Source organism: Emticicia sp. TH156, from assembly GCF_002855535.1.
GTDB classification, from domain to species: domain Bacteria; phylum Bacteroidota; class Bacteroidia; order Cytophagales; family Spirosomataceae; genus Emticicia; species Emticicia fluvialis.
In genome coordinates this window covers 181,817-207,554 of record NZ_PKRS01000007.1, presented here as the reverse complement: position 1 = coordinate 207,554, position 25,738 = coordinate 181,817, and the positions used below count along the sequence as shown (strand labels likewise).

At 41.4% G+C, this 25,738-nt stretch carries 25 protein-coding genes; 14 read left to right on the top strand and 11 right to left on the bottom strand.

Translation table 11 applies throughout. The annotated features are described in order from the left end of the window. The first annotated feature begins 2 nt into the window (after nucleotides 1-2). Nucleotides 3-884 carry a bifunctional 5,10-methylenetetrahydrofolate dehydrogenase/5,10-methenyltetrahydrofolate cyclohydrolase gene (locus C0V77_RS14555; protein ID WP_101727070.1) on the top strand — a complete coding sequence of 294 codons (882 nt, stop codon included), beginning with the start codon at nucleotides 3-5 and terminating at the stop codon, nucleotides 882-884. A gap of 36 nt (nucleotides 885-920) precedes the next feature. Here the strand turns inward: C0V77_RS14555 and C0V77_RS14550 are convergent, their stop codons facing one another. Next, complete coding sequence (locus C0V77_RS14550) at nucleotides 921-1,133, bottom strand: T9SS type A sorting domain-containing protein (protein ID WP_101727069.1); 213 nt, start codon at nucleotides 1,131-1,133, stop codon at nucleotides 921-923. A 199-nt stretch (nucleotides 1,134-1,332) separates the two neighbouring features. On the opposite strand from C0V77_RS14550, the gene C0V77_RS14545 reads away from it, so the two are divergent. The 5 genes from C0V77_RS14545 (at nucleotide 1,333) to C0V77_RS14525 (ending at nucleotide 5,164) form a co-directional block, all read left to right on the top strand. Then, nucleotides 1,333-2,424: a sensor histidine kinase gene (locus C0V77_RS14545; RefSeq protein ID WP_158237961.1), complete on the top strand. Its 1,092-nt coding sequence runs from the start codon at nucleotides 1,333-1,335 to the stop codon at nucleotides 2,422-2,424. A gap of 1 nt (nucleotide 2,425) precedes the next feature. After that, on the top strand, nucleotides 2,426-3,124 hold the full coding sequence (locus C0V77_RS14540; RefSeq protein WP_101727067.1) for a LytTR family DNA-binding domain-containing protein: 699 nt from the start codon (nucleotides 2,426-2,428) through the stop codon (nucleotides 3,122-3,124). A 105-nt stretch (nucleotides 3,125-3,229) separates the two neighbouring features. Continuing rightward, complete coding sequence (locus C0V77_RS14535; protein ID WP_101727066.1) at nucleotides 3,230-3,949, top strand: intradiol ring-cleavage dioxygenase; 720 nt, start codon at nucleotides 3,230-3,232, stop codon at nucleotides 3,947-3,949. Nucleotides 3,950-3,972: 23 nt separating this feature from the next. Next, nucleotides 3,973-4,488 (top strand): hypothetical protein, encoded by a 516-nt coding sequence (locus tag C0V77_RS14530; protein ID WP_101727065.1) that lies wholly within the window; start codon nucleotides 3,973-3,975, stop codon nucleotides 4,486-4,488. 4 nt (nucleotides 4,489-4,492) lie between these two features. After that, entirely contained in the window at nucleotides 4,493-5,164 is a 672-nt protein-coding gene (locus C0V77_RS14525) for a hypothetical protein (protein ID WP_101727064.1), read from the top strand. On the opposite strand, the gene C0V77_RS14520 is transcribed toward C0V77_RS14525, so the two are convergent. The 3 genes from C0V77_RS14520 to C0V77_RS14510 form a co-directional block, all read right to left on the bottom strand. Continuing rightward, nucleotides 5,154-6,350 carry a hypothetical protein gene (locus tag C0V77_RS14520; RefSeq protein ID WP_101727063.1) on the bottom strand — a complete coding sequence of 399 codons (1,197 nt, stop codon included), beginning with the start codon at nucleotides 6,348-6,350 and terminating at the stop codon, nucleotides 5,154-5,156. The genes C0V77_RS14525 and C0V77_RS14520 overlap by 11 nt on opposite strands. Before the next feature lie 2 nt (nucleotides 6,351-6,352). Beyond that, nucleotides 6,353-6,943: an RNA polymerase sigma factor gene (locus C0V77_RS14515; RefSeq protein ID WP_101727062.1), complete on the bottom strand. Its 591-nt coding sequence runs from the start codon at nucleotides 6,941-6,943 to the stop codon at nucleotides 6,353-6,355. Nucleotides 6,944-7,099: 156 nt separating this feature from the next. Further along, on the bottom strand, nucleotides 7,100-7,477 hold the full coding sequence (locus C0V77_RS14510) for a hypothetical protein (RefSeq protein WP_101727061.1): 378 nt from the start codon (nucleotides 7,475-7,477) through the stop codon (nucleotides 7,100-7,102). 153 nt (nucleotides 7,478-7,630) lie between these two features. Here C0V77_RS14510 and C0V77_RS14505 point away from each other — a divergent pair, with 153 nt between their 5' ends. After that, nucleotides 7,631-8,581 carry a ribose-phosphate pyrophosphokinase gene (locus tag C0V77_RS14505; RefSeq protein WP_101727060.1) on the top strand — a complete coding sequence of 317 codons (951 nt, stop codon included), beginning with the start codon at nucleotides 7,631-7,633 and terminating at the stop codon, nucleotides 8,579-8,581. Nucleotides 8,582-8,615: 34 nt separating this feature from the next. Further along, entirely contained in the window at nucleotides 8,616-9,176 is a 561-nt protein-coding gene (locus C0V77_RS14500; protein ID WP_101727059.1) for a 50S ribosomal protein L25/general stress protein Ctc, read from the top strand. 91 nt (nucleotides 9,177-9,267) lie between these two features. Here the strand turns inward: C0V77_RS14500 and C0V77_RS14495 are convergent, their stop codons facing one another. The 5 genes from C0V77_RS14495 to C0V77_RS14475 all read right to left on the bottom strand — a co-directional run bounded on the left by C0V77_RS14495 (nucleotide 9,268) and on the right by C0V77_RS14475 (nucleotide 11,296). After that, a complete protein-coding gene (locus C0V77_RS14495) occupies nucleotides 9,268-9,837 on the bottom strand; it encodes a Crp/Fnr family transcriptional regulator (protein WP_101727058.1) in 570 nt (189 codons plus the stop codon). A gap of 9 nt (nucleotides 9,838-9,846) precedes the next feature. Further along, the gene (locus C0V77_RS14490) at nucleotides 9,847-10,071 is read right to left on the bottom strand and encodes a DUF2798 domain-containing protein (protein WP_101727057.1); all 225 of its coding nucleotides are present in this window, start codon (nucleotides 10,069-10,071) and stop codon (nucleotides 9,847-9,849) included. Between the two features lie 168 nt (nucleotides 10,072-10,239). Then, complete coding sequence (locus C0V77_RS14485) at nucleotides 10,240-10,566, bottom strand: DUF6686 family protein (RefSeq protein WP_101727056.1); 327 nt, start codon at nucleotides 10,564-10,566, stop codon at nucleotides 10,240-10,242. Nucleotides 10,567-10,569: 3 nt separating this feature from the next. After that, on the bottom strand, nucleotides 10,570-10,761 hold the full coding sequence (locus C0V77_RS14480) for a hypothetical protein (RefSeq protein ID WP_101727055.1): 192 nt from the start codon (nucleotides 10,759-10,761) through the stop codon (nucleotides 10,570-10,572). A gap of 46 nt (nucleotides 10,762-10,807) precedes the next feature. Then, on the bottom strand, nucleotides 10,808-11,296 hold the full coding sequence (locus C0V77_RS14475; protein ID WP_229236286.1) for a Fur family transcriptional regulator: 489 nt from the start codon (nucleotides 11,294-11,296) through the stop codon (nucleotides 10,808-10,810). Between the two features lie 153 nt (nucleotides 11,297-11,449). Here C0V77_RS14475 and C0V77_RS14470 point away from each other — a divergent pair, with 153 nt between their 5' ends. The 5 genes from C0V77_RS14470 (at nucleotide 11,450) to C0V77_RS14450 (ending at nucleotide 17,083) form a co-directional block, all read left to right on the top strand. Beyond that, complete coding sequence (locus C0V77_RS14470) at nucleotides 11,450-13,816, top strand: TonB-dependent receptor (protein ID WP_229236285.1); 2,367 nt, start codon at nucleotides 11,450-11,452, stop codon at nucleotides 13,814-13,816. A 6-nt stretch (nucleotides 13,817-13,822) separates the two neighbouring features. After that, on the top strand, nucleotides 13,823-14,977 hold the full coding sequence (locus C0V77_RS14465) for a PepSY domain-containing protein (RefSeq protein WP_101727053.1): 1,155 nt from the start codon (nucleotides 13,823-13,825) through the stop codon (nucleotides 14,975-14,977). A gap of 62 nt (nucleotides 14,978-15,039) precedes the next feature. Next, entirely contained in the window at nucleotides 15,040-15,744 is a 705-nt protein-coding gene (locus C0V77_RS14460; RefSeq protein WP_101727052.1) for a DUF4198 domain-containing protein, read from the top strand. Between the two features lie 34 nt (nucleotides 15,745-15,778). Continuing rightward, nucleotides 15,779-15,994 carry a hypothetical protein gene (locus C0V77_RS14455; protein ID WP_101727051.1) on the top strand — a complete coding sequence of 72 codons (216 nt, stop codon included), beginning with the start codon at nucleotides 15,779-15,781 and terminating at the stop codon, nucleotides 15,992-15,994. A gap of 171 nt (nucleotides 15,995-16,165) precedes the next feature. Continuing rightward, complete coding sequence (locus tag C0V77_RS14450) at nucleotides 16,166-17,083, top strand: DUF6607 family protein (protein ID WP_101727050.1); 918 nt, start codon at nucleotides 16,166-16,168, stop codon at nucleotides 17,081-17,083. A gap of 299 nt (nucleotides 17,084-17,382) precedes the next feature. Here the strand turns inward: C0V77_RS14450 and C0V77_RS14445 are convergent, their stop codons facing one another. Beyond that, nucleotides 17,383-19,629: a sodium-translocating pyrophosphatase gene (locus C0V77_RS14445; protein WP_101727049.1), complete on the bottom strand. Its 2,247-nt coding sequence runs from the start codon at nucleotides 19,627-19,629 to the stop codon at nucleotides 17,383-17,385. A 535-nt stretch (nucleotides 19,630-20,164) separates the two neighbouring features. Between C0V77_RS14445 and C0V77_RS14440 the strand changes: the two genes are divergently transcribed. Further along, the gene (locus tag C0V77_RS14440) at nucleotides 20,165-22,636 is read left to right on the top strand and encodes a PIG-L family deacetylase (protein ID WP_101727048.1); all 2,472 of its coding nucleotides are present in this window, start codon (nucleotides 20,165-20,167) and stop codon (nucleotides 22,634-22,636) included. A gap of 202 nt (nucleotides 22,637-22,838) precedes the next feature. Here the strand turns inward: C0V77_RS14440 and leuS are convergent, their stop codons facing one another. Beyond that, nucleotides 22,839-25,622: a leucine--tRNA ligase gene (gene leuS, locus C0V77_RS14435; RefSeq protein WP_101727047.1), complete on the bottom strand. Its 2,784-nt coding sequence runs from the start codon at nucleotides 25,620-25,622 to the stop codon at nucleotides 22,839-22,841. Nucleotides 25,623-25,738: the final 116 nt, after the last annotated feature.

Here is a 25,738-nt window from a genome sequence, read left to right as displayed (position 1 = left end):
CAATGAATCTTATAGACGGAAAATTAATTTCGGCTCAGGTAAAACAGGAGTTAAAAGAAGAAGTTGAAAAACTAAAGGCAGAAGGTGGTAAAACCCCGCATCTGGCGGCCATATTAGTTGGCAGTAATGGTTCAAGTGAAACCTATGTAGCCAGTAAAATCAGGTCTTGCGAAGAAATAGGCTTTAAGTCGACTCTTATCAGAAGAGATGAAAGTGTTACTGAACAAGAGCTGCTGGAGGTGATTCAACAGCTAAACAACGACGAAGATATTGACGGCTTTATAGTACAGCTTCCGCTGCCTGCTCAGATAAATGTTGAAAAAGTAATTGAAGCCATAGAACCCAGAAAAGACGTAGATGGTTTTCATCCTATCAACATAGGCCGAATGGCCAAGGGGTTGCCTGCCTACATTTCTGCTACACCGTTTGGGGTATTGGAGTTAATTAAAAGATATAAAATAGAAACTGCCGGTAAACACTGTGTGGTAGTAGGCCGCAGCCAGATAGTGGGCTTGCCTATGAGTATTCTGATGCAGCGCAATGCGTACCCCGGCAACTGTACGGTTTCTTTGGTACATAGCCGCACGCATAATCTGGCTGAAATTACGCGCCAGGCTGATATTCTGATTGCAGCATTAGGAAAACCTGAATTTATAACAGCCGATATGGTAAAAGAAGGAGCTGTGGTGATAGATGTTGGTTTAACCAGAGTAACAGACACCACCAAAAAAAGTGGCTTTGCCCTGAAAGGAGATGTAAAATTTGACGAAGTGGCGCCTAAGAGCAGTTACATAACACCAGTACCCGGTGGCGTTGGCCTTATGACAGTAGCTGCGCTGATGTACAACACGCTGTTATCGGCCAGAAGAGAAATTTATAAATAATCCAAAAAGGGGCTTAGGCCCCTTTTTTTTAATTTATTAGTGATTGATAAAGAGTTGATGAACAATAGATTTACCGCTTTCGGTTTGTAGTTCAACAAAATATATACCATCTTTAAGCTTTTCAATATCAAACTCTTGTTGGTTGCCTGCTTCCAGATTTTGTTTCTGTACGATTCTCCCCTTGGCGTCTTTTAATAATGCTGTTGTTTTCATGGTGTTGAACGATTGTTTACTAAATTCTGCAGTCATGATATTATTTTTTTCTCTTAAGACGAAACTTTGATTGAAACAAGTTGCATTGGTTTAATTTATTTTTGTACTTATTCAGCATTTAAATTAAACGGTACCATAATTCAACAAAAGGGTCTGTTTACCGATAGATTTGCTAAGTTAACCGATTTTAACCATTTTAGGTCGTGCAAGTTCTTTAAATTTAAAAATGTTTCAGTTGAAAAACGTTTTCATCATAGCGCATTGGGTAGGTTGGCTGTTGGTTTTTAGCCTTACAGCTTTGTTTCTGTCTGAAAACAGGAGCCTGACAGGAGTTTTACTTGACCCCAACCTTTGGACATTCTTTTTGATATACATCTTTATATTTTATGTCAATTTAATTTGGTTGATTCCATCGTTTTTCTTCAAGAGGAAGTTCATGCAATATTTTGTATTTGTTCTGATAACCTTTGTTCTTATAGTGTTTGTAAAACCATTTGATAGACTTGTAATTGAGAGAAACCGATATGAAATGAGACCCAGACACCGATTTGAACCACATTTACCGCCTCCGGTAGATTTTAAAGGTAATCCACCCGGATTTAAACCTGAGAGGCATGAACAGGAAAGGGAAGCACGAAATTTTGATGTGGTAAGCGTTTTTTTGTTTGGCTTAGTATGGGCTTTAGGAATTGCACTTAAAATGAATGAAAGATGGAGAGATTCAGAAAAAAGGGTGTTACAAGCCGAAACAGACAGAGCCAATGCCGAACTTTCATTTCTGAAGGCACAGATAAATCCTCATTTTCTTTTCAATACGCTCAATAACATATACACACTGGCGGTTACTAATAGTAAGAAAACAGCAGCCAGCATCATGAAGTTGTCGCAGATAATGCGATACGTAACCGATGAAGTATCAGAAGATTTTGTGCCTTTGGCCAATGAAATAGAGTGTATCAGCAATTATATTGATTTGCAGAAGCTGAGGTTGAGCGCTAAAACAGAAGTGATTTTTGAGGTAAATACCTTAGATACCTCTCAGAAAATTCCGCCACTGCTATTAATGACTTATGTAGAGAACGCCTTCAAGCACGGAATAAGCAATCATGACAAGGCATTGATTGAGATAAGTATTAAATCCGGAAAAGATAGCCTGCATTTCATCTGCAGAAATAAGCTTTTTTCTACCTTCAGGAAAGTTGAAAGAACGGGCATAGGGCTATCGAATACCCGGCAAAGACTTCAACACTTGTATCAGGACAGGTTTAATCTGATAATCAATGATGATTCGGGAGTGTATCAGGTTGAATTAACCATTAACAATTGATATGAAACTTAAATGTATTGTAATTGATGATGAACCTCTTGCACTTGAACTTATGCGGCAGTATATATCAGAGTTTGCAGAGCTGGAACTGATACAAATATTTGATGACGGCATTGAGGGTAAAGCTTTTCTTGAGCATAACATTGTTGATTTGTTGTTTGTGGATATTAATATGCCTGATATTACCGGGCTTGAGCTGGTGGCTTCGCTAGTGAACAAACCTTTGGTTGTTTTCACTACAGCCCATAGAAAATTTGCCGTAGAGGGTTTTGAGCTGGATGCCATTGATTACCTGCTAAAACCAATTGACTTTGAACGTTTCAGCAAAGCTGTAAGAAAAGCATTAGATTATTATAAGTACCTGAACACTACCACTAGCCAGCCTGCAGAATACATCTATGTGCGGGCAGAGTATAGAATGTTAAGAGTAGATTTAAGTACTATTGAATACATTGAAGGCCTGGAAGACTATATAAAAATTCATATTTCGGGTCAGTTACATCCGGTTTTAACGCTTATGTCGCTCAAGGGAATACTTGAGCTGTTACCCTCTCATCAATTCAGCCGTATACACCGTAGTTTCATTGTAGCAAATATGCAGGTTAAATCAGTAATCAGAAAAAACGTTCAGTTACGGTCGGGCATTGAGTTACCAGTTAGTAACAGCTACAGGCATTTCGTTCAAAACTGGCAGGGGTAATAGTCATTTCACCGATACAAAACCTCTATTGACCGATACTTTAGATGGCTGTGCAATTATTATCTTGGTTAGTGCGTCTATAGGAGTATAAAACAAAAAATTACTATGGACAGAAAAGACTTTCTATTAAGAGGCTTAGGGTCTCTGGCAATTACTCCGTTTTTATCTGCTTGCAAAGACGAAGATGTAACACCAACTACTTCTACTGATACTACGGGTACTACATCTGGGTCAACTTCAGGCTCATGCACAGCTACTGCCAGCGAAACGGAAGGGCCATTCCCAACCAAAACACCTGGTTCTTTGGTAACTAATGATATAACGTCTGACAGAACCGGCACCAAACTGGCTGTTAAAATTGTGATTCAGAACAAAAACAACAGTTGTGCTGTGCTGGCCAACGCCATTGTTGATATCTGGCATTGTGATGCCGCCGGTAATTACTCTGAATACGGTGGAACGGGCATGCAAAGCACCAATTATACCAATGTGCATTTTTTAAGAGGCAGGCAGACAACAGATGCTAATGGCCTGGTTTCCTTTACAACTATCTATCCGGGTTGGTATTCCGGAAGAGCAACGCATATTCATGTGCATGTGTACAATAGCAGCGGTAAATCTCTTTTGGTAACTCAGATAGCTTTTCCGGAAGATGTAAGCAAGGTGGTTTATGGGCAGGGAGTTTATGCAAGCCATGGCCAGGCCGATACAACCAATGCCCGGGATAATGTGTTCGGAGATGGCACAGAAACGGAAATGTCTTCAGTTACAGGTAGTGTGTCGTCAGGCTACACACTTACGCATACAATTGTTGTCAGTGCCTGATTACCAATAAAAACCATTTTAAAATGGCAAAAGGGATTGTAAAATTTTGTTACAAGAAAGTGATAGACAAAGGTTCGCAAGGTAGTTGGGACAAACTTGTATTTGATGACACCTGGCTGGAGTTTTCTATGCAGTCGCAGTTTTTTAACAAAGATGGGAAATATGAGACATACAAGGATATTGTCAAGAATATTCCCGGAGCAGAAAAACTGAATTATCTGGTTAGCACTGCCGCAATTAACTATATAAGGCAGTTAAATAATCTGGTGCCAGATGTGTTCAATTCGCTTCATGAACTATGTCTTCCATTTGAAAATTTCAGGTTTGAAATCCTTCAATCTCATGTCAGCCATAAACAAGACCATCAGGTGGTGATCTATTTTTATTCTGAACCTGTTCTCTGGATTGATACCATTTATAATCAATTGCTGATAGCTACAGGCCAACCTCTGGAAAATGCCCTGGAAAAAGATGACATCAAAACTGATTTAATAAGCCTCATGCCTGATTTAAGTATTTCATCATTTAAATCAATCTGAAACCATGCTTGACCAGACAGAAGGACAAATTTTTCTTTCAGAAAAAAGAGAGTTGTCAATTATTAATAACTACCGGAGTTTCAGCAGTATAAAAGAAGTAGCCTGTGGGAATCTGATTAAGTTTGATGATGATACCCTTAAAGGTGGTGCAGATGTTAAAATTACAGCCTCGCAAAACTGCAAAGTGGTTATTATTCCCATCGTTGGTGCCATTGAATTGACAGATGCAACAGGTAAAAACATATTGATAGATGCTGGCGGTGCCTACATTTTTTCAATTTCTAAAGGTGAAACCTACACCATCAAAAATATTTATGCAGAAGAAATGGTGAATTTTGTGCAAATACATCAGACTAATAATGGATTGAAAACGCCGCCAAAAGAGGTCTCATTTGATTTGGATTTTGCCAGAAATACACTTCTGCCCGTTGGCAATGGGGTACACATAGGTAAATATGAAGGTAGAAGTGAAGATACTTTTCAGCTATACGGTACCATCAAAAGTGTTTTCGGGTTTGTGGTTGAAGGCGCTTTTGAGTTTCAGAACCGTTTGCTTGAAACCCGAGACGCACTATTGATAACTTTAAACAATGCCAATGAAAAGTTGCAGATAGAATTTGAAGCTCTCTCAAACAATGCCATTATAATAATAATAGAAGTAGAAACTAAGGCCTGAATATCAGTTTGGTAGTATAGAATTTCCCTTTCTGAAACTGAAAATAAATTTTACCAACCCTGATAACCGTCATTTCTTTGATGTTGTCAGGGTTATTCAGGTCATCTTCAAGGGTATGAATACTTCCGTTGGTCTTTTTGGCAATCTGAACATAGTCTGACTGAAACGCCAGGTCTTTCTCATAGGTTTCGCCGCATAGTATAATATGCGTTTTCTTTTTAACCTTCGATAAATGCTTCATGTCTTTAACGGGGCTGCTGTTATCGGCAATCATGATAATCTCATCAGCTTCCGGAAAGTGCTTTTGTGCATATAATAAAGCTTCAATGTTGTTCTCGGGTTTGTCGTTATTGTTTTCTGTATTACTTATGGCGGCAAACATGGCATCCCACAACTGCATTTCATTCTTTTCTTTTACCATAAACATTTTACCGGGCAGCTTGCCTTTGGTCTGGTTGCCCAGGCTGTCGCAATCGGTAAAGAAAACCACTCCTTTCACACTGGTATTGTCGGCATTTTCGGTTATCCAGTCAAATACCTGAGTGGTGTACGGAAACATGCTCGACGTCATGTCGCAAACAATCACTACATTTTTCCACTTTTCAATGTTTCTGTCCAGTGCCTGGTAAGAGGTAAGTTCGTATGTTTTACCTAACTGGCGCACCCGAAGTATTTTGTCGCTCATTGAAATGGCAGAAGCGTTCAGGTATCTGATTTCCTTGTCTAGTAAATCCGGATGAATTTTGGGTGTGGTAGTGGTTAATTTCCTGGAGGCCAGCTTATTTATGTGAAGGTTCGAAAAGGTTTCGGGTTTAAAGTTTTCAGCGTTTTTTTCTGATGCCTCGATTTCTTTGGCAATAACAGGCGGATTAACCTTTTTCAGGTCGGTTTCTTCTGCAGCCTCAGTGTCTTTAGACATTGGCTGAACCACCGTTTCCGGTTTGTTTTCTGGCTTTACAAAAGGTGATTCTAACGATATTTGTTGTATAATTTCTACCTCATGGTTATTGTAAAGGTAAAAACCCAAACCGGCCATCATAAGAACAGCGCCGGGAATAGCAAAGCGAAGAAAAGAACTAATCTTTATTTTGCGTTGCATTTTCTTCCAGTCTTCCGGCGAATAACCCGGCTGGAAGCTATCCAGCTTCTCCCTGATTATCCGATGAAATTTTTCTTCTTCTGACATGACTACAATATTTTCGTTAATTTTTGACGAAGCAGACCATTAGCCAAAGATAAATTGGCTCTGGATGTACTTTCTGCAATCTTTAACATTTCTGCAATTTCTTTGTGAGAGTATCCTTCAATAGCATACAAATTAAAAACAATCCGGTAATTTGATGGTAAACTCTGAACGGCCGCCATGATATCTTCAGATGAAAGACGGGCATAAACTGATTCGTCGCCGAAGTTTTGTTCAGCTATGTTTTCAGACAACTCAGCCGATTGCTTATTTATATTTTTTCTGTAATGATCTATGGCGCCGTTAATCATTATACGCCGTAACCAGGGCTTAATACTCTCAATATTATCAATTTTGTGCAGGTTTCTGAAAACTTTCAGAAATCCATCATTCATTATTTCCAAAGCATCTTCTCTGTTTTCACAATAACTCAGGCAGGCAGATAATGCAAACCCATGAAAATGCTCATAGAAGATTTTCATGGCCTTTTCATTGCCTTTCAGGCAGTTTTCGACAACCTCCATCAAACTATTCGAGGTCAATAGCTTTTTTCTGGTTAAGGTTTTAAAGTAAATTTCTGCTGTCTGTGTTGTCATGGGAAATTTACGTTTGAAAATTCAGGTGCTTTTTATCAAGACGTAAATTACCTTTCAAAACGCTGTTGAAAATAATTTTTTTTCCCGGTTTCAGGCAGATATTTATTTGCTGGTCTGGAGAAGCAAACTATTCATGCGTAGTTAGTCAAGCAAAATTCAGACACGCGCCTGCATGGCCCTGGCGGTTTGCTTCCGCTTCGGATACACGTAGTCAAAGCCGTTCTGAACTTTAAGGTTATAATCAAAAAACTCAATTGCCCTTTGCAGGTGGCTGCGGTTAATGGCCACAAAATAAGGTCTTTTACCAGCACCTTTACGTACCAGCCGGGCATCAAGTTTAAAAATTGTACCTTCCGGATAATTGCCAATCAGTTTTGAGGGGCAACTTATTTTTATGTCGCGCGGTACAGGCTGGCCTAAAATGGTGGTCAGCCGCATTCTTCTTTTATTGATGTCGAAAAAAGATTCGGCAAAGATATCTATAAAGAAAACCTTGTTTAGTTCCGGAACCTCATCCAATAAAGACAACTGCATTCGCTTTGGTGTTTAGCAACCTGAGTGCACACCCACTACAGGCATTTTGGGAATTATGCAAATCTATACAAAATTTGAAAATATTCTAAACAGGTATGTGATTTTTTAAGTAAAAAGCGTACCTTTGCGCATCTTTTTTCGAAGTGTAAACAAATGGCAGAAGTTAAGATTTTTTCAGGTACGTCATCAAGGTATTTGGCCAGTCGGGTAGCCGATTATTATGGCAAAGATTTAGGAAGCGTAAGCATCAACCGTTTTGCTGATAGCGAAATTTCGGTAAGCTTTGATGAATCTGTAAGAGGGTGTGATGTGTTTCTGGTTCAGTCGACATTTCCTCCGGGAGATAATATCATGGAGCTATTAATGCTGATTGATGCTGCCAGACGTGCCTCGGCTCACTATGTTTGTGCAGTTATACCCTATTTTGGATATGCCAGACAAGACAGAAAAGATAAGCCAAGGGTTGGCATAACAGCCAAGCTGATTGCCAATATGCTTACAGCTGCCGGTGCAGACCGGGTGATGACCATGGACCTGCACGCCGGCCAGATTCAGGGATTTTTTGATATTCCTGTTGACCATCTAGAGGGTACGTCAGTTTTTGTGCCTTACCTGAAAACCCAAAAACTGGAAAATATCAAGTTTGCATCTCCTGACGTAGGCGGGGTGGCGCGTTGCCGCAAGTTTGCTTCTTATTTTGATGCCGATATTGTGATTTGCGACAAGCATCGTAAAAAAGCAAACGAAATAGCCTCTATGCAATTGATTGGTGATGTTGAAGGCTCTGATGTGATTCTGGTTGATGACCTGATTGACACCGGAGGTACCATTTGCAAAGCAGCTGATCTTATTTTATCTAAAGGCGCCAGGTCGGTTCGTGCTTTCTGTACGCACCCGGTGCTTTCTGGTAAAGCAAACGAAAACATTTCAAACTCGGTTCTTACCGAACTGGTAGTAACTGATACCATTCCATTGCGCTACGACAACCAGAAAATCAAGGTGTTGTCTGTTGCTGAACTATTCGGCAAAGCCATTGGGCGTATCAGAGATAACGGGTCTATTAGCACATTATTTATAAATTATCAACAGAATCTGGGCTTCTGACAAGAACCCGATTCATTATTTAAACTTTACAAAAATGAAAAAAACTGAGATTGTAGGGTATAACAGAGCGAATCTCGGACGCCAGGCTTCACAGGAATTGCGCGCGCAAGGTATGGTTCCATGTGTTCTTTACGGTGGTGCCGATCAGGTTTCGTTCTATGCGCCTGCTTATTTGTTCCGTGACCTATTGTTCACTCCAGATGCTTACGAAGTAACCATCAATATTGAAGGCAAAGTATATACAGGTATCTTGCAGGATTCACAATTCCATCCTGTAAATGACCAGATTATCCATGCTGACTTCCTGGAAATTACACCTGATAAAATTATCAAGGTAGCGGTTCCTATCAAATTGCACGGTCCGTCAGAAGGACAAAAGAAAGGGGGTAAACTGGTTCAGAAAATGCAAAAACTACGTTTGCAAGGGCCAGCCAAGTATATTCCTGATTACGTAAACGTTGATATCAAAGACCTGGACTTAGGTAAGTCTATCAAAGTAGGTGCTATTGGTGAAATTGAAGGTGTTAAAATCCTTGATGCCGCCAGCAATCCTGTGGCAGTTATTACCATTCCTCGTTCTTTGCGTCAGCAATAAGATTGAGCTAATCGCTAATAGATATTTAACGGGCCGGCAACGGTCCGTTATTTTTTTGTAGTTTAGCTACGGCGGCTTGGGGTCTGATGATTTATATTTTAGATTTCAGGCGGCTCAGTGTTTCCTGAGATACATTCAGGTATGAGGCAACCAGCTTGTTAGGCAGCCTTCTTACTACCATAGGGTTTTCTGCCATCAGTCTGCGGTATCTTTCAGTAGCATCCTGTGTTAAAAAAGACATCAACCTGCGGGTATTATTAACATACGCTTTTTCAAGATAATTTCTATAGAATTTTTCCCATTGAGGTACAACTGTAAGTAGCTGATGGAAATCCTGATGTGTTATATACAGAAGTTCGGTGGGTTCGGCAGCCTCAATAAACTCATCTGATGGCTCTTCGGTTATAAAACTTACCAGTGCGGTGGCAAACTGGTTTTCAAAAGCAAAATAGCGTGTGGCTTCCTGCCCGTCTTCATTAATAAAAAATATACGTAAACAACCTTTGCCAACGAAGAAGGTTCGCTGGCTGGTTTGTCCCTGTATAACCAAAGGTTCATTTTTCCTTAGTTGTAGAGGTTTGAAGCAACATAGAATGCTTTTTAATTCATCTTCACTTACATCAATCTGACTTCTGATATATTGGTTTAGCTGTTCGTGCATGTATAAAAATCAATCTTTAACAGTCAGTTTTTCTGCCAGTTTTCGGGCATTAGGAATAATAAGAAATGCGGCAGCATAAGCCACAGGTAGCATGACACTCCAGGCTTTCAGAAATTTAAAGAACCAGTCTTCGCCAAAGCCGTAGTTACGCATCAGGCCTACAAAAGCCATAATTAATGTCATGGGTATCACCACAAACAATGTGTTGACATACTTAAAATGTTTCTTTTTCATTTGTTTTAATTGTTTAAGAATAATTTGATGATGCAAAATTGCATGGTTTATTTTTCTTAAACTTTGACGTAGGTCAAAAAAAATCTTGCCACTCAAAATGGTGGCAAGATTGCATACTACGACAGTTATTTACGACTTAAATATAAAATTCTTATTGGGTTTATTCATTCAGTATTGTAATACTTTGTTTACTTCTATCATCACAAAGGCATCGTCAAGCATAATTCTCAAATGCTCAAACTCGCGCGGCGTAAACATCAGGTAAAAATTACTAACGGGTGTTTTTAAACCTATGTTACGGCCATTGCAGCACAAATCTCCGGCATTAAAAACGGTATCGCCATCGTCTAGTATTCGTCTGAACTGCCGTAGGTCTTCTTCCGGAAAAACAAACAACTGATTATTAAAAACCATATTGTATTTTTCGCAGCACGGGCATTTACCTACATATCCATAGCTGCAAGAGGCCAGTATTAAGAGCTTATGATTATCCATTTTTCACCGGGTCAACTTCTTTTTCAACACTTCACCGTAGTTAATTTTATCATAGCCGTTTATTAAATCTTTAAACTGGCTAAGCAATGGTTGGCCAATCAGAAAAATCCGCTGATTGTGCACATATTCTATTACCTCTGAAACCTGCTGAAACAGCTGCGCATGGTTTGTGGTTATTTCTGAGTTTTCTTTCATAACTTATAAAAAATAAATGCGCATTTTTTGGGTTGGCTGTATGGTTTCAGTTATTAAGCGCCTTTTTGTTTTCGCAATTTTGCCTTTCACAATGGCCGTATAAAAGTAAATCGTGCTGGGTAATTTCAAATTGCATCATTTCGCCAATCATTTTCTGAATCTGCTGTAAACGTGGGTCGCAGAATTCTTTCACCTGTTGGCAATCCAGGCAAATCAGGTGGTCGTGCTGCCTGAAATTGGCCGCTTTTTCATATTTGGTTACATTGTTGCCAAACTGGTTTTTGCGTATAAGCCCGCATTCCAGTAAAACTTCAAGGTTATTATATATGGTAGCCCGGCTTACATACTGTTTTTTGTCGACCATTGTTTTGTAAAGGTCTTCTGCGTCAAAATGGTCATTCCTTGAATAAATCTCCTCTAACATCATCATCCTTTCTGCAGTCTTTCGCAATCCTTTTTCCTCCAAAAAGATTAAAAACCGGGCAAGAGCTTTCTCGTAGTTTACATCTTTCATTTTTCCTCTGTTGCTGGCCATTTATAAGTGGTCTGATTTAATCCTGAATCTTATCCTGAGACAAAGTTGAGGCTTATTTAGAATTAATCCAAATAATTTTACCTTTTTATTTTTAATTAGTCTAAATAAGATATACATTTGCGTCATCAAATCAAACAAAGCATTTTTAAATAAATGAGTAAACTAACACCCCACAAAATGAAGTCAGTTTTTACAGTGTTAATGCTAATGTGCGGTTCGTGGGCATGGGCTCAGAACGGAACAGTGAAAGGAAGAGTGATTACCAGCGACGGTAAAGCAGCAGAGTTTGTCAATGTAATTTTAAAAGGAACAAACAAAGGCACGCTAACCGATACCCTGGGTAATTACCAGATTAGCCAGGTGAAGGCCGGCGATTACACGGCGCAGGTAAGTTTTATTGGCTTAAAAGCCGAAACCAGAAAGTTTAGTATGAAAGCAGGCGAAACCGTTACGCTTGATTTTACGATGGACATAAACGCCAGCCAGTTGCAGGAAGTAGTAGTGGCAGCCAACCCGAGTAAATATGTATCAGATTATCCTTCTATTTCGCTTCGGCTAAAAACTCCCCTTCTTGAAATCCCGCAAAACATACAGGTAATTACCAAACAGGTGATTCAGGACCAGCAGATTTTTGATATGCTGGAAGGCGTAACCCGCAATGTGAGTGGCGCAACCCGTGTAGAGCACTGGGATACTTACGCCCAGATAAACATGAGAGGCTCGCAGATTGCGGCGTTCAGAAATGGTATGAACGTGCAGTCTACCTGGGGCCCGCTGGTAGAAGACATGAGCATGGTAGAGCGCATTGAGTTTGTAAAAGGCCCGGCAGGTTTTATGCTGGCCAATGGCGAACCAAGTGGTTTTTATAATGTAGTTACCAAAAAGCCAACGGGTATTAACAAAGGAGAAGCCTCAATGACAGTCGGCAGCTTCAATACCTATCGGTCAACATTGGATTTTGATGGTAAATTGACCGACAATGGCAAAATCCTTTACCGGTTGAACCTGATGGGGCAGACGAAGGGCTCACACCGTGATTTTGAATACAACAACCGCATATCAATTGCACCGGTTCTGAAGTTTCAGTTTACACCCAATACCTCATTAACAGCCGAATACACCTACCAGTTTAACCAGATGTCGGTTATTGGTTCAAATTACGCATTTTCTAAGAAAGGCATGGCCGATTTACCAGTTAATGCCACTACGGCAGAGCCGAACATGGACCCATCGAACATTAACGATAATACGTTTTTCCTGACGCTGGCACATAGCCTGAACAGCAACTGGAAACTGACCGGCCAATTGGCATACATGACCTACAAACAAATTGGGCAGTCGTTATGGCCAACTGGTTTTTCGGCCAATGGTGATACGTTAATCAGAGCTGCCTCTGTCTGGGACGTGCTGGGCATTACAAAAGTAGGTCAGTTCTTCGTAAACGGCGACGCTAAAACAGGTGTAGTAAGCCACCGGATACTGGCAGGCCTTGATATGGGCCAGAAGGATTTCTATCATGACTGGTCGCAAGGAGGCACCTTTAAAGGACCCCAAGGTTTTAATATTTACAATCCTGTACATGGAAACGTACCGGCATCGGCCTATCCAAAATACGACAGAAGCCTGAGCCTACGCCAGAGAGGAGTTTATTACGCTCAACAATATGCAGCCATTTATGCACAGGATGAAATCAGGTTCTTTGAAGATAAATTAAGACTAACCCTGGCCGGAAGATACACCAGCGCACAAAATAGTGACCCATATTCTGGCTTTGTGAAATCAGAGAAGTTTACTCCACGTGTGGGTTTGAGTTATTCTATCGACAAAAACACGAGCGCTTATGCGGTATTTGATCAGGCTTTTCTTCCACAGGCAGGCGCTGACGCACAAGGTAAAGGCTTTAAGCCAATTACTGGAAACAACAAGGAAATTGGCTTGAAACGCGAATGGCTGGGTGGTTTGTGGTCTACGTCGGTAGCTGCCTATAATATTACCAAAAACAATGTACTGACAGCCGACCCTAACAACCAATTCTTCTCGGTTCAGTTAGGGCAGACACAAGTAAAAGGATTCGAATTTGACTTACGCGGGCAGTTGATTCATGGTCTTGACCTGACTTTGAACTATGCCTACACCGATGCCAAAGTAACCAAAGATACGCAGGAAAAAAACGTGGGCGTACAAACGCCGGGGTCGTCTAAAAATATTGCTAATGCCTGGTTGAGCTATAAATCTACGGCGGGTAGCATGCAAGGGTTTGGCGTATCGCTTGGCGGTCAGCTTATTACAGGTCGTTCGTCATGGTATGTGTTTGACGGTTCAAAACAAGGTTTACCCAACTATTTCAAAATGGATGGCGCCGTTTCTTATCAGGCCAACAAATTTGCTGTGGCTCTTAATGTAAATAACATACTCAATGCCTACTTATTTATGGGCGCTTATTATAACTATAGCGACTTCTATTACTGGCAGGCAGAAGCAAAAAGAAACCTTCGTCTTTCAATCAATTACAAATTCTAATCAGGTATGACCTTTAAGAAATTAATAGGTAAACTACACCTCTGGCTCGGGCTTGGCTCCGGGCTGGTGGTGTTTGTGGTAAGTATAACCGGTTGTATTTATGCCTTTCAGGTTGAAATTCAGGACCTTACACAACCTTACAGGTATGTTGAGGTTCAGAACAAGCCTTTATTGAAACCATCTGTGCTAAAGGCCATAACAGAGAAGGCGGTGCCTAACAAAGTAATTCATAGTATCACCTATGAAAGACCCGGGCGTGCGGCCATTGCCACTATTTATCATTACGAGCCTTCCTATTATTATCTGGCTTACCTGAACCCATACACTGGCGAAGTGTTGAAGGTGAAAAATATGGATGAAGATTTCTTCCGTATTATTCTCGACGGCCATTTTTATTTATGGTTACCTGACCGAATCGGGCAGCCGGTGGTGGCCACTGCCACGCTGATTTTTGTGGTGCTGATGATCAGCGGGCTGATTCTTTGGTGGCCTAAGAATAAGTCGGCGGCTAAACAGAGGTTTTCAGTAAAATGGAATGCCCGCTGGAGAAGGGTCAACTATGACCTGCACAATGTGCTGGGTTTCTACATGACCTGGGTGGTTATTTTTATTGCCATTACCGGGCTTGTTTGGGGGTTCCAGTGGTTCTCTAAAGCCTATTATTATACGCTTTCAGGAGGCAAAACACAGGTTGAATACTACGAGCCGGAGTCGCCCTCTTTACCTGTTGCCTCTTCTATACCAGCGATAGACCGCATATACGAAAAAGTAAGGGCAGAAACCCCCGAAGCGCTTACAATAGAGGTACACCCGCCTGAAACCGGGAAATCAACCATTGCCACTGCCACCACTACCGATACAGATGTGTACTGGAAGCACGATTACAGGTATTTTGACCAATATACCTTGAAGGAGGTACCGGTGAAGCATGCCTTTGGCCGCCTGAAAGACTTATCGACAGCAGACAAAATCTTCCGGATGAACTACGATATACACGTGGGAGCATTGTTTGGTTTTTCTGGTAAACTATTAGCATTTTTTGCCAGCCTCATAGCTGCCAGCCTGCCCATTACAGGTGTTTATATCTGGTGGGGTAGAAGAAAAAAGAATGCAAAAACGGCAGGCCAGGTTAAAATCAAAGCAACTGTACTAAATGCCTGATTTCTGAAAGCGGTAATAACGGCCGATGTTCAATTGAATCCAATACATAAAATCATAACTCTATGAAAATTAAACTTGCAGTACTTGCCTTTATTCTGATGCCCTATGTGTTGCAGGCACATGGCTATTGGTTAGAGGTGAAAGGTTCTGGCAAACCAGGTGAGCCTGCCAGAATACAGATTTATTATGGCGAATATGTAAACCAGGGTAGGATGAAGGGTAAATCGCTCGACAAAATGAATGAGATTAAACTCTTTGTGATTGACGAAGCCGGAAACCGCCAGGACATACCTATCAAACAAACCGAAACACATTGGGAGGGTACCTTTACACCAGCAACTGAAGGTAATTACCAGATACTGGGCATTAACGAAACCCGCGAAGTGCAAGACTGGCATAAGCATAACCTGGGTATTGTAAGACCCATGCAGTACCTGCGCACCAACTATAAAGTGGGCAAAGGCGCTGTACAGGCTAAATCGGTCAATTACTTTGATATTGTTGCTACTGAATCAGATAATGGCATTAACCTGACAGCCTTTAAAAACAATGTACCTGCCGACAAAGCAAAGTTGACCATCATAAGCCCTGACGGTTGGGAGAAAGTAAAAATAACTACCGAAAAAGGCAGGGCTTCATTTGTACCAAACACCAAAGGGGTGTATCTGATAGAAGCCGAATGGATTGACAAAACACCCGGAACTTATCAGGATAAACCTTATGAGTCGGTCAGGTATCATACAGAAACCACCATTGAAGTAAAATAGGCTCCGACTACTGAATCCACACCACACTTTTGCCATGAAATTTATAACCAATATCAAGAATCCGGATGAATTGCAGAGCCTGAGCGATGAGTTGAAAAAAGTGGGGGTATCTTCATTCAGAATTGATTTCGGCGCTCATCATATTCTTACCATCAATAATGAAGCGGTAAAAGAAGACGAAATAGAATGCGCTCTAAGAAAAGCAGGTTGCAAATGCGTTTGCTTTAAGCAATGTAATTATAAAGCCTAAATAGCGAAGTGCCTGGATGATTTTAATCATGAATTACAAATGATGTAATGGCGAGTCATTTCACAGACAAACAAATTAATTCAATCGCTATTATATACGTCTGGCGAAACGCAAACAGGAAGTGATAATCCATTTTTTAACTATAAATCAACTATTTTAATTTAAACAGATATGAAAAAAACATTCATGTTGTTACTGGCAGGATTTGGCGCATTTGCCCAGAAATCGGCTGACATAGCGGCTATCAAAGCACAATGCGGATGCCATGAAGTGAAATTTGATTACGCAGAGACTTTCAGCCCCAATAAAGAGTACAAGCTAAGCAGCCAGTACCATGCAAAAGGAACCGAATATGTATTTGTGGTGGAAGAGTCGAAAGATAAGATTGTTATTCAACACTTACTGGCAATCGGCGATACCATGGTGGTGAAACACTGGCGAGAAGACTGGACCTACGAAGACCCAACCTTATTCAGTTTTTATAAAGAAAGCACCTGGAAATACACACCTCTTGAAAAAAACACGGTAAAGAAAGGCTGGTCGCAGAAAGTATATGAGGTAGAAGATGGCCCACGTTATGAGGGTTTCGCACAATGGTCGCACGTAAACGGAAAACACCTTTGGGAAAGCAAAGTAGATGCGCCACTCCCACGTCGCGAGTACACCAAAAGAAAGGATTACAATGTTCTGAAAAGAGGTAACCGTATTTATGTTACAGATTACGGCTATCTGCACGAACAGGATAACGATAAAGTACTAAGAAAAGATGGCAAAGACCTGGTTTTAGTACAGGAAAAAGGTTTGAACGACTACCGTCGACTGGCTGATGATAAAGCCTGCGAGGTAACTAAAAAATGGTGGGCTGAACATGGCGCTTTCTGGGCTGATGTTCGTGCAGAATGGCAGGGAGTTTTCGACCAACACAAAACTTTTACATTGAAACAATTTGTAAGAAGCAAAATGTTAAGCGAGCATCTGGAAGCCATTGAAAAAGAAAAGAATGATTCAGCTACAAACCGCAAAAAGATTAAAGATGTCTTAACCCAATTTGTAACTTATAATACTGATGAAGTAATTGGCAAAAACTAAGCCCTTGTACAGATTTCAGAATTCTGTGATTTTTGAATTGATAAAGTCCCGTAAGGCGAGAGCTTTGCGGGCTTTTTGTTTTATACATTGTGCCAATTAACGAAACAGGTAGGGCCGCAATGCTTACTGCTTATCGAAGAATTTGATTTGCAAAGCATAGTTTTACATACCTGGTTCACCTAATATATATACCATCAGAGACGCATGCAATGCGTCTCTACTAATAATAAAAAAGAAGCCCCGCTGAGCAATCAACGGGGCTTCAAAATAGCTTATTTTAAGCCTGAAAAGGCTTTGTATTATTTCACTGATGCAACGGCTTCTGCTTTAGCTAAATCCGCCTTTGAAGGGGCTGAAACAGCTTTTACAACCGGAGCTTTCTCAGGAACACCCGCATGTTTGGCCGGCACTGCAATGTATGGCGCAATAACCAACGATACGATTGACATCAATTTAATCAGAATGTTCATAGATGGGCCTGAGGTGTCTTTGAAAGGGTCACCTACGGTGTCACCGGTTACAGAAGCCTTGTGTGGCTCTGATTTTTTGAAGTAGGTTTCACCATCAATAACCACTCCTTTTTCGAACGATTTCTTGGCGTTGTCCCATGCACCACCGGCGTTAGACTGAAACATACCCATTAGAACACCCGATACAGTTACCCCAGCCAGCAAACCACCCAGAATTTCAGCCGATGAAGTATCTGAAAAAACATTTTTGAATCCGAAGCCCACTAAAACCGGCACTATAAGAGCGATGGCTCCCGGTAGAATCATTTGTTTGATTGATGCTTGTGTAGAAATTGCGACACATTTTTCGTACTCAGGTTCTGCTTTGTATTCCATAATTCCGGGGATTTCACGGAACTGACGGCGAACCTCATTAACCATTTCCATGGCGGCCTTACCCACCGCAGAAATACAAAGGGCACTGAAAATAAAAGGAATCATACCGCCTATAAACAAGCCGGCTAATACCGGGGCTTTGTAAATATCTATGGCGTCAATTCCGGCAATACCTACAAAGGCAGCAAACAATGCTAATGATGTAAGCGCTGCTGAGGCAATGGCAAAGCCTTTTCCGGTAGCTGCTGTGGTGTTACCAACGGCATCGAGGTTGTCGGTGCGTTCGCGTACTTCCGGAGGCAACTGAGACATCTCTGCAATGCCACCGGCGTTATCGGCAATCGGGCCGAAAGCATCAATAGCTAATTGCATGGCAGTTGTGGCCATCATACCGGCTGCGGCAATAGATACGCCATAAAGGCCGGCAAATTGATAAGAGAAAATGATACCTGCTGCCAGAACGATGATGGGTAATACGGTTGATTCCATACCTACAGCCAAACCGCCAATAATATTGGTAGCATGGCCTGTACCTGATTTCTGAACGATAGACACTACCGGGCGTTTACCCATAGCCGTGTAATACTCGGTGATAACAGACATTAAAGCACCTACTACCAAACCAACCACAATAGCCCAGAAGACACCCATGGCTGAAAACTCATGCCCGCGAAGGTTCAGGCTGGCAGGTAAAATATTGGTTACCAGAAAATAAGAAGCTATTAGCGTAATAATAATAGAAGCCCAGTTGCCCAGGTTCAGTGCGTTCTGAACTGAAGATTGCTCGTTGCTGATACGCACAAAGAAAGTTGACACCAATGATGCCAACAAACCAACACCGGCAATAAGCATGGGTAGTAAAACAGGTGAGAACCCCCCATAATTATCAGTAACTTTAATTTCCTGCCCTAAAACCATTGTAGCCAGAATAGTAGCCACGTAAGAGCCAAACAGGTCGGCGCCCATACCGGCAACGTCACCCACGTTATCACCCACGTTGTCTGCAATTGTGGCCGGGTTACGCACATCATCTTCAGGGATACCCGCTTCAACTTTACCTACAAGGTCAGCGCCAACGTCGGCAGCTTTGGTATATATACCGCCACCCACACGTGCAAACAAAGCAATAGATTCTGCACCAAGCGAGAAACCTGCCAGTACTTCAATGGCGGTTTTCATACCGATAGAAGTCAGGTCTTCTCCTTGAGCAAAAATGTTGTAAAACACAATGAATAGTCCGCCCAGACCTAAAACGGCAAGCCCTGCAACACCCATACCCATTACTGAACCTCCGGTGAACGATACCTGCAGTGCTTTTGCCAGCGAAGTACGGGCAGCCTGAGCAGTACGAACATTAGCTTTGGTGGCAATTTTCATACCTATATAACCGGCGGTGGCGGAAAAAATAGCTCCGATTAAGAATGCAACAGCAATGATAGGTGAGGAATGAATAGGGGATTCGGCAGTGCCTTCACTTGTGCCCAACCAAGCCAGTATAATGGCTGTTGGTATGGCAAAATAGGCCAAGATTTTCCATTCTGCTTTCAAGAATGCAATGGCTCCGTCGGCAATGTAGCCTGAAAGCTTCTGCATGTTGGCATCTCCGGCAGGCTGGTTAGATACCCAACTGAATCGCCAAGCAGTGTAAAGTAATCCGATTATTCCGAATGCCGGAACAAGGTAGACAATCTGTGAATCCATAAATGAATTATTTTGAGTTTAGTAAGTATTATTTTAAGAATGTTTACAAATTTACAATAAGAACTTGAATTAGAAAATGCACGATTTTGAAAAAATGACCGATTTTTTGCAAGTTATTGATGGTCAGTATTTTGAATGTGGATAAATTCCGGGTTGTTTGGTCTGTTTGTTACTAAAAGAAGTTTTTTTTGCATTTTACTGTGCTTTTTGAAAGTAAAATACCATATAAATATCCTGTTTTTTCAGAGGCTGACAAATCGTCATATTTTTGGTTGGAGAAGTATGAAAAATTGCTTGTAAGGCAACTGAAAGGAGTACTAAGATGATTTGAATTTTGCCTTTATAAAACAAAATGAGTATTTCTAAAAGGGCTGTTTAGAATGATTCGATTTTTGATGTAGTTCAATGCCTAAATTAATTTTGGTAAACAAAAATCTTTATTAACTTTCTGACCTGATTCATACGGCTTATTTTCCAACCTTTTTATTAGTTCTGTTTTTCCATCTTAACCTGATTTTTATAATATCTAACTACAATGAAGAAAACCCTAATTTACTTTTTTACACTTTTTACAATGGTTAGTTTCGGTCAAACGAAACAATTGAGTACCGGTGAAATCATCCAAGCCATGAAAAGGCTCAATGTAGTAGGCAATGTATTGTATGTGGCTGCACATCCGGACGACGAAAATACACTTTTTATTACCTGGCTTTCAAAAGAAAAAATGGTACGTGCCGGCTATATTGCCATGACCCGTGGCGATGGTGGACAAAACCTGATAGGCTCGGAGCAGGGGGAATATGTAGGTTATCTGCGTACGCATGAGCTGCTGGGCGCCAGAAGTATTGACGGCGGCGAGCAGTATTTTACCCGTGCCAACGATTTTGGCTTTACCAAAACTACCGATGAAGCGCTAAAAACCTGGGGCAAAGAACAGATTCTGGCTGATTTGGTTTGGAGAATCAGAAATTTTCAGCCTGATGTAATGGTAAATCGTTTTCCACCAGACCCCCGTGCCGGGCATGGGCATCACTCGGCATCAGCCGTGTTATCTGAAGAAGCCTATAAAGCTGCTGCTGACCCGACGCGTTTCCCTGAACAACTGGCTTATGTGAAACCCTGGCAGGTAAAGCGGGTGGTTTGGAACTCGTTCTCGCCCAATTTCCAGAACAACACACCCGAGGAGGGCAACTTTATAAAAATAGAGCTGGGTAATTATAACGCATTACTGGGTAAATCATACACTGAAATTGCTGCCGAAGCACGCAGTATGCACAAAAGCCAGGGATTTGGTTCTGCAAGAACCCGTGGTGAGCGTGCAGACTATGCTTTGCATAAAGTAGGAGAACCTGCACAGAAAGATTTGTTTGATGGCATAGACATGACCTGGAAACGCGTAAAAGGCGGCGAAAAAGTGGAAGGATTGGTGAATCAGATGCTTGCTGATTTTAAACCTGAAAACCCGTCGGCTTCTGTTCCTGCTCTGATAAACATTTACAATGCCATTAACGGACTTGAAGTTAACGTTTGGACAACCTACAAAAAAAATGAAGTTAAGGATTTGATTCTGGCTTGCAGCGGACTTTGGTTTGAGGCGAATCCGGTTGATTATTCGGTAGCGGGTGGTGATAAAATCAAGGTGAATCTGAGTGTTATTTCCCGCTCTGATGTAAACATTACCTTAGATAAGGTGAGCTTTAAAGGTACTGGAAAAGATTCAACCATGAATCTGAAACTGGTTTATAATAAGCCAGTTAATCAATACTTTGATTTGTCGATTCCGGCAAGCACACCAATAACACAACCATATTGGTTAATGGAAGAAAAAGAAAAAGGTTTTTATAAAGTAAAAGACCAGCAATTAAGGGGCCTGCCTATTAAACCTGCTGATTTGGTTTGCGATTATACCTTTACCATTGATGGCAAAGCGTTCAGCTTTCAAACACCACTGACTTACAAGTTTGTAGAACCATCAATCGGTGAAATTTATCGATACTTTGAGGTTCGTCCGGAAGTAATGGCCACAATAGACGAAAAGGTATATGCCTTTGCTGATAACCAGCCAAAAGATGTAAAAGTAACGGTGAAAGCCGGTAAAAAGGGTGTGTCAGGCAGTGTGTCGCTGGTAGCACCGGCGGGCTGGAGAATTGAACCTGCGGCCATTAATTTTGAACTGAAAGATAAGTACGAAGAAAAGATAGTGAGCTTTAAGGTTTATCCGTCTGCCACGGCATCAGATGTAAGCCTGAAAGCTGTGGTAAAAACGGCCAGTGGTACTTACAACCGCGGAATTGCCACCATAGATTACAAACATATACCTACGCTTACTTTGTACCCGGTTTCTGAGGCAAAGGCCATCAGAATTGATTTAAAGAAAAAAGGAACAAAAATCGGATACATTGCCGGTGCCGGTGATGAGGTACCTGCGGCTTTAGCACAAATCGGATATCAGGTAACCATGCTTACCCCGGTTGAATTAGGTAAGGATTTATCTGCCTATGATGCCATCATAGTTGGTGTACGCGCCTATAATACTGAAGAGCATCTGAAGTATTTTCAGGATAAATTAATGGATTATGTAAAAAATGGAGGTAATGTGGTTACGCAATACCAAACCAACGCATTTTATGGGGTATCTAAAGTAAAAGAAATAGGGCCATATAATTTCGGTATCGGTCGCGGACGGGTGACAGATGAAGTAGCCGAAGTAACTTTTCTGAAACCTGCGCACCCATTGTTGAATACACCTAACAAAATAACAGCCAAAGATTTTGACGGATGGATTCAGGAAAGAGGTTTATACTTTGCCGATAAATGGGCAAAGGAATATGAAACTATCTTTTCAATGCATGATGCAGGTGAAAGAGAAGAAGAAGGAAGCGTGCTATATGCCAGATATGGAAAGGGTAATTTTGTATTTACAGGTTTGTCGTTTTTCAGAGAGTTACCAGCAGGCGTACCCGGGGCATATAGGCTGTTTGCCAATATGATTTCGGTGGGGAAATGAAATTCTTCCAATAAGTCTAAATAAAAATAGGAGCGGGTTGCCTGCTCCTATTTTTTATTTTCGTAGAGCCGAATTGCAATGCGGCTCCTGTCGCAGAATATGTGTTTTCGACTATTATACTACAGTAAATACCTTTAACTGGATTTTGTATGCCTCCGAAGCCGTATTGCAATACGGCTCTACCTGACTCTAGGCATTACATTTACACCACTACATTCACAATTCTTTTCGGCACAACAATCAGCTTTTTAGGTGCGTTACCTTCCAGCCATTTGATTACATTTTCGTTTTCAAGAACTGCCTTTTCAATACCTTCCTTGCTCATATCAGCCGGGAAAGAGATGGAGGTTCTTACTTTACCGTTTATCTGAATCGGGTATTCAAATGAGTCTTCTATCAGGTGCTGCGCCTCAAATGCTGGGAAACTCTGTTGGGTAACAGTACCTTTTTCATTGCCCAGAATCTCCCACAATTCTTCTGAAAGGTGTGGTGTATATGGCGACAGCACTATTACCAGTTGCTCAAGAATGGCTTTCTTAGAACACTTCAAATCAGACAGCTCATTTACGCAAATCATGAATGTACTTACTGAGGTATTGAAAGAGAAACTTTCTACGTCTTCAGATACCTTCTTGATGGTTTTGTGCAAAGCTTTTAATTCTGCCTTGGTAGGTTCGGCATCTGTTACAATGTATTTGCCGTTCTGGTCGTAGAACAAACGCCATAGCTTACGAATGAAGCGGTAGGTGCCTTCAATACCGCGCGTATCCCAGGGCTTGCTCTCTGTCAATGGCCCCAGGAACATTTCATATAAACGGAATGTATCTGCACCGTATTTTTCTACGATATCATCCGGGTTCACTACGTTGAATTTCGACTTCGACATCTTTTCAACTTCTGAACCACAACGGTAAATGCCGTCTTCCAGTATAAACTGAGGGTCGTCGCCTATATCATTTCTGGTTGCCTTGAATTTTTCAACATCAAGCACATCGTTATCAACGATATTTACATCTACATGCAGCTTTGTAGTATCATACTGATCTTTCAATCCATAAGAAACAAAAGTAACCTTATCTGTGCCTTTTACACGATACACAAAGCTTGATTTACCCATAATCATGCCCTGATTAATGAGTTTAGCGGCGTATTCTTCCTGTGGCACGTAGCCTCTGTCTTTCAGAAATTTGTTCCAGAACCGGCTGTATAGTAAGTGGCCTGTCGCGTGTTCAGTTCCACCTAAATACAAGTCTACATTCTGCCAATAATCTATTGCTTCTTTTGAGGCAAATTCTTTGTCGTTTTGCGCATCCATATAACGGTACCAATACCAGCTGCTACCGGCCCAACCCGGCATAGTGCTTAGCTCATAAGGGTTACCTTTGTAATTCCAACCTTCTGCACGGCCTAAAGGTGGCTCTCCGCTTTCGGTAGGCTGATACTTATCAATTTCAGGCAGTACTAATGGCAGGTCTTGTTCATCAACCAGATATGGCAAGTTGTCTTTGAAGTAAACCGGAACCGGCTCTCCCCAATAACGCTGGCGCGCAAAAACGGCATCACGTAAGCGGTAATTTACCTTGCCTTTTCCAATGCCACGTTCTTCAAGGCTGTCAATCAGTTTTTGAGTAGCCTCTTTGTAACCTAAACCGTTAATAATGCCCGAATTAATATATTTTCCTTCTTTGGTTGCATCGGCCTGTGTATCAATATCCACTTGTGCATCCAGTATCGGCACAATAGGTAAATTGAAATGCGTGGCAAAATTCCAGTCGCGCTGGTCGCCAGACGGCACACCCATTACCGCACCGGTACCATAACCTGCCAATACGTAGTCGGCAATCCAGATAGGTACTTTTTCACCACTGAAAGGGTTGATACAATAGCTGCCCGTAAATGCACCTGAAACCTTTTTTACGTCAGACATCCGGTCGAGCTCCGAGCGTTTCTGTGTTTCGGTGATATAGTTATCAATGCTTTCTTTTTGCTCAGGCTTGGTTAATGAGGCTACCAGTTCATGTTCCGGCGCCAATACCATAAACGACACACCATATATGGTATCTACCCGGGTAGTAAACACTTCAATCAGTGTTTCGGGCTGGTTTTCTACGGCAAATTTTACCATGGCGCCTACCGAACGACCAATCCAGTTGCGCTGCTGCTCTTTCAGAGATTCAGACCAGTCTACCGTATCCAGACCTGAAATAAGCCTGTCGGCGTAGGCAGTTATGCGCATCATCCACTGTTGCATTTTTTTCTGAATCACCGGGTATCCGCCGCGTTCAGAAACACCATCTTTTACTTCGTCGTTAGACAATACCATACCTAACGCCGGACAAAAATTAACAACGGCCTCTGACAGGTAAGTTAAACGATATTTAAGCGATAGGCTATATTTTTCTGTATCAGTAAAGGCATTCCATTCATCAGCCGTAAATATGGCTGCATCATCATCACACACGGCATTTACACCTTTGGTGCCATTCTGAGCAAATTTTTCGTACAGCGTCTCAATTGGTTCGGCCTTGTTACTGTCTTTGTTATACCAACTTTTAAAAAGCTCCATGAAAATCCACTGCGTCCATTTATAGTAGGCCGGGTCAGAAGTACGTACTTCGCGGCTCCAATCGTAACAAAAACCGATTTTCTTTAGCTGGCTTATGTAGGTTTTAATGTTGGCCTCGGTAGTAATAGCCGGATGCTGACCTGTCTGAATTGCATATTGCTCTGCCGGCAGGCCGAAGGAATCAAAGCCCATTGGGTGCAATACATTGAAGCCTTTCAGTCTTTTGTATCTTGAATAGATATCGCTGGCGATGTATCCTAGCGGATGGCCAACGTGAAGACCCGCCCCAGATGGGTAAGGGAACATATCTAATACATAAAACTTGGGTTTGGAATGGTCAATTTTAACTTCATAGGTTTTGTTTTCTTCCCAGAATTGCTGCCATTTCTTGTCGATCTCACGGTGGTTATACTCCGACATAAATAATTTTATATAATGTAAATGAGCCTGAATAGCTCTTTGTTTAAGTAATTTTTTTGCAAAAATAGCATTTTAAGGCTTTAAATTGTTAATTTGTTCAATAATATCCCTAAAAC